The sequence below is a fragment of the Streptomyces lothianensis genome (assembly GCF_047779955.1).
Classification (GTDB): Bacteria; Actinomycetota; Actinomycetes; order Streptomycetales; family Streptomycetaceae; genus Streptomyces.
In genome coordinates, this window is sequence record NZ_JBLMKT010000071.1 from 1 (window position 1) to 6,853 (window position 6,853).

A 6,853-nucleotide genomic window follows, 5' to 3' on the forward strand; every position below is an offset into this window, starting at 1 on the left:
GTTCAGGCACGGCAGGTTCAGGCACGGCAGGTTCAGGCACGGCAGGTTCAGGCACAGTAAGGCCGAACCCGCGCGCAGACGGACGGCCCGGCAGGCAGGCAGACGGCTCGTGCTGCCGGTCATCGGGGAGGAGCGGAGCCTGTTGCATCAAGCGACCAAGCCCTCGGCGGACGGCCCCGGTTGGGTGCTCGGCGTCGACTCCGGCGGTTCCGGGCTGCGCGTCTCCCTCGCCCCGCTGCCGACCCCCGGCGGCGCGAGCGCCGTGGACCCGGGTGCGGAACGGGCCGACACCGCTGTCTCGCGGCAGCCCGTACGCACCGGTCCGGACGGCATCGATGCCGGGCACCTGATGGAACAGCTGGTGCCCATGACACGGGCGCTGCTCGGCGAGGCGACCGACGGCGGCGACGGCAGCGGCAGCAGCGCCTCCGATGGCGACGGGCGCGGCATCCGGGCCATCGCGATCGGTGCGGCCGGTATGGCCACCCTGGGCGGGGACCTGCGCGCCCGGCTGCCCGCAGCCCTCGACGAGGCCTTCGGTGTCCGCAGGCTCGCCCTCGCGGCGGATGCCGTGACCGCGTACGCGGGCGCGCTGGGCCAGCGTCCCGGGGCGGTGGTCGCCGCGGGCACGGGCATGATCGCCCTCGGCACCGAGGGCAGCAAGTGGCGCCGCGCCGACGGATGGGGACACCTCCTGGGCGACTGCGGCGGAGGCGCGTGGATCGGCCGGGCCGGCCTCGACGCCGCGCTGCGTGAGCACGACGGCCGCCGTGGCGGGTCGGCGGCGCTGCGGGCGCACGCGGAGGACTTCTTCGACGGGCCCGTGGAGGAGCTGCCGGGCCTGCTGTACCCGCGGGCCGACCGGCCCGCAGTGCTGGCGTCCTTCGTGCCTGAGGTGGCCCGCTGCGCCGCCGAAGGGGACCCGGTCGCACTCGGCATCCTGCGGGCCGCCGCCCTGCACATCGCGGAGGCCGCTGCCGCGGTGTGCCCGCCGGAGACGGCCTGTGACGTGGGCCTCACCGGTGGCCTGTTCGGGATCGGCGAGCTGCTTCTCGCACCCCTGGAGGAGGAGCTCGCCGCGCTGCTTCCGCGCGCGCGGGCCGTCGCGGCCGAGGGGAATCCGCTGGACGGCGCGATCGTGCTCGCGACCGCCCTCGCGCTGGACGCGCTGGCGCTGCCGACCGACGGGCGACTGCTGCACGTTCCGGACATATAACCCGCACCTGCCCCCTCCCCGAACGGAAGAGCACCACGAGCCAGTAGCATGCGGCCGCATGAGCTCCCCCACTGGGCCCGAATCCGGCCTGCCTGTACGAATGCCGCGACCCCGCCAGCCCGGCCGGCACCGCCGTCCGGAACCCGCGGTGGCTCCCGAGGGAGCACCCGCGCTCGTTCTCGCCGTGCCGGGAACTCCCAGCTCCGGGGCGCGCAGCCTCGCCGAAGAGGTCACCTCGATCGCCCGTTCCGAGCTGCCCGGCCTCGACGCCCTGATCGGCTATGTGGACGGTGACGGCGAGGAATACCCGAGCCTGCAGACTGTGCTCGCGCAGCGCGCCCAGCAGCGCACGGCACGCTACGAGCAGGCGCTCGCCGCCGGCGTGGAGGCCGCCGAGCCGCAGGGTCCCGCCGCCGTGGTCGTGCCGCTGCTCGCCGGACCCGACAACACGCTGACGGACCGGATCCGCCAGGCCGTCGTGGACAGCGGCGCGCCCGCCGAGCTGACCGATGTCCTCGGCCCGCACCCGCTGCTCGCCGAGGCCCTGCACGTACGCCTCTCCGAGGCCGGCCTGTCGCGCGCCGACCGGGCCAGGCTGTTCACCGTGGCCACCGCCGCCGACGGCATCATCCTCGCCACCTCCGGTGGCGAGGAGGCGGTGCAGGCCGCGGGCATCACCGGCATGCTGCTCGCCGCGCGCCTGGCCGTCCCGGTGCTCGCCGCCGCACTCGACGAGCCGGGTTCGGTGGCCGCGGTCGCCGAGCAGCTGCGCGGCTCGGGTTCGGTCCAGCTGGCGCTCGCGCCGTATGTGATCGGCCCGGAGGCCGCCGAGGGACTGCTCGACGCGGCGGCCAAGGAGGCCGACTGCTCGGCGGCCGAGCCGCTGGGCGCCTACCCGGCGATCGGCAAGCTGGCGCTGTCCAACTACATGAACGCGCTGGGCATCGCCCCGCAACAGGCGGGTGCGCCGACGCACTGACGTCGTCAGTTCCGCTTGCGCACACAGGAGGCCCGCCCGGCTGATCCGGGCGGGCCTCCTGCGCATCCGGACCGTACGCACCCGGCGCCGGGCGCGTCCCGGCGCGTCCCGGCGCGTCCCGGCCTCGGCCGCCGTGCGCGCCCCGGCTCAGCGGGAGAAGACCACGCAGGAGGCCGCCGGTACCGCCACCTTCCCTTCCGGCCGAGGGATCCCCTGCGCGTCGACGCGGAACCACGTGACGTCGCCGGAGCGCTCGTTCGCCGCGTACAGGAAGCGCCCGGAAGGGTGTACGGCGAGATCGCGAGGCCAGTGCCCGCCACAGTCGGCGACGCCGACCAGGGCAGGTCCTTCCGCGGCCGGAGCGAACACGGAGATGACGTCCTCGCCGCGCGTGGCTGTCCACAGGAAGCGCCCGTCGGGCGCGACCGCGAGCGCCGAAGGGTAGGCGTCGCCCTTCGGCGCACCGGGCAGCACCGGGACCTCGCGGACCGGCGTGAGCAGACCGTCACCCGCCTCCCAGGTGCAGACGGTCAGGGTGGGGCGCAGTTCGTTGAGGACGTACGCGGAGCCGCCCGCCGGGTGGAAGGCCATGTGCCGTGGCCCGCTGCCCGCCCGCAGTGGCACCTCACGGCGCACGGTGAGGCTGCCGTCGTCGAGCGAGCAGACCCGCACCGAGTCCGTGCCGAGATCCACGCTCAGGATCCAGCGGCCGCTCGGATCGGTGAGGACCTGGTGGGCGTGCGGACCTTCCTGGCGTTCCTTGTCGGGTCCGGAACCCTGGTGGGGCAGGACCTTCGCGGCGCCTTCGGCCCGGGGCAGCACGGACACGCTCCCGGAGCCGTAGTTGGCCGTGAGCAGATGGCCGTCGGCCGAGGTGAGATGCGTGGGTCCGGAGCCGTGTACGGGTCGTGGTGCGCCGATGAGCCGGGGCGAGTCGCCGCTCACGTCGAAGGCGCCGAGCGCCCCGTGTTCCGTCTCCGAGACGGCGTACAGGAGACCGTCCGCCAGGGCGAGATACGAGGGGTCGGGGAGCGCGTCCGTGGCCCCGGCCACGGTGAGCTCGCCGGTGGCGGGATCGAGATCGGCCGTGGTGATCCCGTGCCCGCCCGCTCCGGTGAAGGACCCGATGTACGCCCGTGTGCCCGCCATATGCCGCCTACTCTCCGCCGTGAGTGCCGTCTGAGCCGTCCGGGCCGTCTGACCCGTCTGAGCCGCGGGGCGACAGTAGCAGCCGGTCTAGACCATGGGGGGCTCGTACGGGAGGAGCGCGTCGGGGCCCGCTGTCCGCCGTCAGGCATCCGAGCGCCGGCGCGACCCTCCTGGGTCAGTGGCCGCCGGCCCCGGTGACCTCCAGGCGTTCGGTGAAGGTCTTGCCGCCGTCCCGGGTCTCGTGGACTCCGCCCTGGGTGGCGGCCAGGACGCGGTCGGCGGTGAGGGCGGTCAGGGCCTGCGGGCCGCCGCCGGGGACGGTGCCGGTCTTCCTCCAGGTGGCGCCGCCGTCCGTACTGCGGTGCAGCCCGCCCTGCAGGTCCATGCCGTACAGGCCGTCCGGCCGCGCCCACGACAGGAAGACGAGCACGGGGCCGGTGCCGCGCGCGAAGTTCCTGCCCCCGTCGGTGCTCCTCGCGATGCCTTCCTCAGTGGTGGCCAGGACGAGACCGGGGTCCTCGGGGCTGACGGCGATGTCCGCGGCGGCGATCGAGGCGCGCTCGTCCCAGGCCTTGCCGTCCTCGCTGACGCGCAGCAGGCCGTGGGTGCTGTCGTAGCCATAGACGGTTTCGTGGGCGTACTCCAGGGCGTGAAAGTCCACTTCGCCGCCCAGAGAGAGGGTCTTCCAGGTCTTTCCGGCGTCCTTGCTCTCGATCAGCCCGCGGTTGCCGGGCTCGTCACTGCCGGGTGCCGGATGGCCGCTGCCGAGGAAGGTGCCGGGGCCCTTCACCGTGAATCCCATGTAGTCGGCCCCGTCGCTCACCCGCTTCGAGCCACCGTCCTCGGCCACGGCGTGGACTCCGTTGTGCGTAGCGACGTACAGCCTGCCGTCGGCCGGGTCGATGCCGAGCCCGTGGATGTGACCGAACGGGCCGCCGGAGTGCTCGTGCTCGTGGCCGTCCCCGGCGGACGCCGAGCTGTCGGCCCCTTCCGCGCAGGCGGTTGCCGTCACCGCGAGCAGGAGCACGACGGCCGACAGGGCGGGGGCAAGGCGCAGTCTCATGGAAGTCCCTCGTGCGGTGCGTTGCGAATACGGGTGCGCGGCCGACCCGGCCGCGGGCTGCGGCTCGCCGACCCAACATACACCGAAGAAACTTAGGAGTTCGGTTCGGCCGCGTCAGGCGGAGGCGGTCGGACCGGCCAGGGGCGCAGCGAGTGCCTTCAGGGCCTGCTCCAGGCCATGGAGGTGGGTCAGGGCCGGTGCCGCGCCGTTGGGGTGCTGCGGGGCGGCACCCTGTTCGGACCTGCCGGCCGAGGCGGTGGGTCCGGTGAGTGCCCGGACCGCCACCTCGACCCGTGCGCAGGCGGCAGCAAGCCGGTCGTCGTGCGAGGCGCCGGGATCCGCTGCGACCGACGCCAGACCGCGCACCTCCTGGGCGCACCGGTCGAGGAGTTCCAGGATCCGACGAGCCCGGGCCTTGCGTGCCCGCAGCGGGGCGAGCGGGTGCACCAGCGGCGCAAGGGCGAGCCGCACGCGGCCCAGCAGCACGTCCAGCTCCGCGACATGGCGGGCCGGGTCGGCGTCCGGGCGGCCGGCCAGGCGGGCGGCCGCCTCGGAGGTGCAGGCGTGGACGCAGTGCAGCGCGCGCTTGATCCAGGCGTCAGTGGCACGGTGCGTGGTGATCGGCAGGATGAGCAGCACCGCGAGCCCGGCGCCGAGCGCACCCACCACGGTCTCGGCGACGCGCAGCCCGAGGAGCCCGGGGTGCAGTACACCGAGGAGCCCGTACAGCAGGCCCACCATCACGGTGACGAAGAACATCATCCAGCTGTACGAGGGCGCCGCGGTGTAGAAGATGCCGAAGACGCACGCGGCGACCAGCGCGGCGGTCGGCGCGGGCGCCCCGTGCAGGGGTACCGCGATGACCAGGCCGGCCGCGATCCCGACGACTGTGCCGAGGACGCGGCGGAAGCCGCGCACCAGCGTCTCGCCGCGCGAGGCGGTGTTGACGAAGATCCACCAGGCGGCGCCGACGGCCCAGTACCAGCGCTCACCGGAGAGCAGTTGCCCCACGACGAGGGCGAAGGCGCAGGCAGCCGTGGCCTGGAAGGCCTGGCGGGTGCTCGGCCGGGCAAGGCCGTGGCCCGCAAGCGGGGCCGGGGCGGCGGCGGGCGGGGTGCGGCGCTCGATGCACCACAGACCGAAGCGGACCGTCGAGGAGGCAACCAGGGCGAGCGCCACGGCGGCGTACAGCTCGGGGAGCTGGGCGGGCAGCGCGTCGAGGAACTGGGTCGCGAAGAACATCATGAACGCGAAGATCCCCAGCGCATGCCCGCGCGCGCCCCAGCGCCGCGCGTACACCCCGGCGAAGACAACAGCGAGGAACGCCGCGTCCCGGGCGAGCGGCAGCGCGTGCAGCGAGGCGGCAAGCGCGAGGACCGGGAATCCCACGGCCGGAAGCAGCGCGGTCGTCACGGCCTGGCGGCGCACGGTGGGGTCGGTGACCGTGAAGAGGGCAAGGAGGGCGGCGAGCCCGCCGGTGATCGAGGCGGTCAGCGAGAACCCGGCCAGTTCGGCGGCGGCCACAGCGAGGCCGACGCCGAGGACCGCCCGCAGCGATACCCGCAGCCGCAGTCGTCCCGGATCCGGTGCGACGAACATCCGCTTCACCGCGCTCACTCACCCCCGTCCGGCGCACGCGTTCCCCGCGGGCACCCTCGCAGCTCGGTCCGCCGGTGCCTGACGCATCGAGGTCGTGGCCTGATGCATGGAGGCGGACGGACATGGAAAAGGCGCCGCGGAAGCTCCCGCAGCGCCATCGACCCCCTCAGGAAAACATTTTCAGCCCCAGTGGCTCAACTCGGAGCAGCACAGATGTGCCATTGGTACAGTCACAACGTGATTCCTTCGGCCACAGGAGGGCCAATGGCAGTGGATGCGCTGGACGCGCGCATTCTGCGGCTGCTGATCGATCAGCCGCGTACGAGCGTGCGTGAGTACGCGCGGATTCTCGGTATCGCCCGCGGCACGCTGCAGGCGCGGCTCGACCGCCTCGAACGGGACGGGGTGATCACGGGGACCGGGCCGCGTCTGTCGCCCGCCGCGCTCGGGCACCCCGTACTCGCCTTTGTCCATGTCGAGGTCACCCAGGGACATCTCGACGAGGTCGGTGACGCGCTCGCGGCCGTGCCGGAGATCATCGAGGCGTTCTCGATCACCGGCGGCGGGGATCTGCTCACGCGGGTGGCGGCCCGGGACAACGGGCATCTGGAGGACGTCATCCAACTGCTCATCCGGCTCCCCGGGGTGGTGCGCACCCGCACGGAGGTCGTGCTGCGCGAACGCGTGGCGCACCGGGTGCTGCCGTTGGTGGAGGCGGTGGGGCGCGGGGCGGAGAAGGCGCGTACGGAGGGCTGACCGGGGCCGACCGGCGGATCAGGCCCCGAGACGAGCCCTAGGGGGTGTCCGGCGGATCAGGCCGCCATCGGCCCACGGTGCCTGGAAAGGC

6 protein-coding genes are annotated in these 6,853 nt (G+C 73.9%); 3 read left to right on the forward strand and 3 right to left on the reverse strand.

What is annotated here, in order from left to right; translation table 11 throughout:
* Window positions 1–142 precede the first annotated feature (142 nt).
* Window positions 143–1,216: an N-acetylglucosamine kinase gene (locus ACLF6P_RS24710; protein ID WP_415953035.1), complete on the forward strand. Its 1,074-nt coding sequence runs from the start codon at window positions 143–145 to the stop codon at window positions 1,214–1,216.
* A 58-nt stretch (window positions 1,217–1,274) separates the two neighbouring features.
* Entirely contained in the window at window positions 1,275–2,195 is a 921-nt protein-coding gene (locus ACLF6P_RS24715) for a sirohydrochlorin chelatase (RefSeq protein WP_415953037.1), read from the forward strand.
* Between the two features lie 147 nt (window positions 2,196–2,342).
* On the opposite strand, the gene ACLF6P_RS24720 is transcribed toward ACLF6P_RS24715, so the two are convergent.
* The 3 genes from ACLF6P_RS24720 to ACLF6P_RS24730 form a co-directional block, all read right to left on the reverse strand.
* A complete protein-coding gene (locus tag ACLF6P_RS24720) occupies window positions 2,343–3,344 on the reverse strand; it encodes a lactonase family protein (protein WP_415953039.1) in 1,002 nt (333 codons plus the stop codon).
* Between the two features lie 175 nt (window positions 3,345–3,519).
* A complete protein-coding gene (locus ACLF6P_RS24725) occupies window positions 3,520–4,407 on the reverse strand; it encodes a F510_1955 family glycosylhydrolase (protein ID WP_415953041.1) in 888 nt (295 codons plus the stop codon).
* Window positions 4,408–4,521: 114 nt separating this feature from the next.
* The gene (locus tag ACLF6P_RS24730) at window positions 4,522–6,006 is read right to left on the reverse strand and encodes an FUSC family protein (protein ID WP_415953043.1); all 1,485 of its coding nucleotides are present in this window, start codon (window positions 6,004–6,006) and stop codon (window positions 4,522–4,524) included.
* Window positions 6,007–6,270: 264 nt separating this feature from the next.
* Between ACLF6P_RS24730 and ACLF6P_RS24735 the strand changes: the two genes are divergently transcribed.
* Window positions 6,271–6,762 carry an Lrp/AsnC family transcriptional regulator gene (locus ACLF6P_RS24735; RefSeq protein WP_415953044.1) on the forward strand — a complete coding sequence of 164 codons (492 nt, stop codon included), beginning with the start codon at window positions 6,271–6,273 and terminating at the stop codon, window positions 6,760–6,762.
* The last annotated feature ends 91 nt before the right edge of the window (window positions 6,763–6,853 follow it).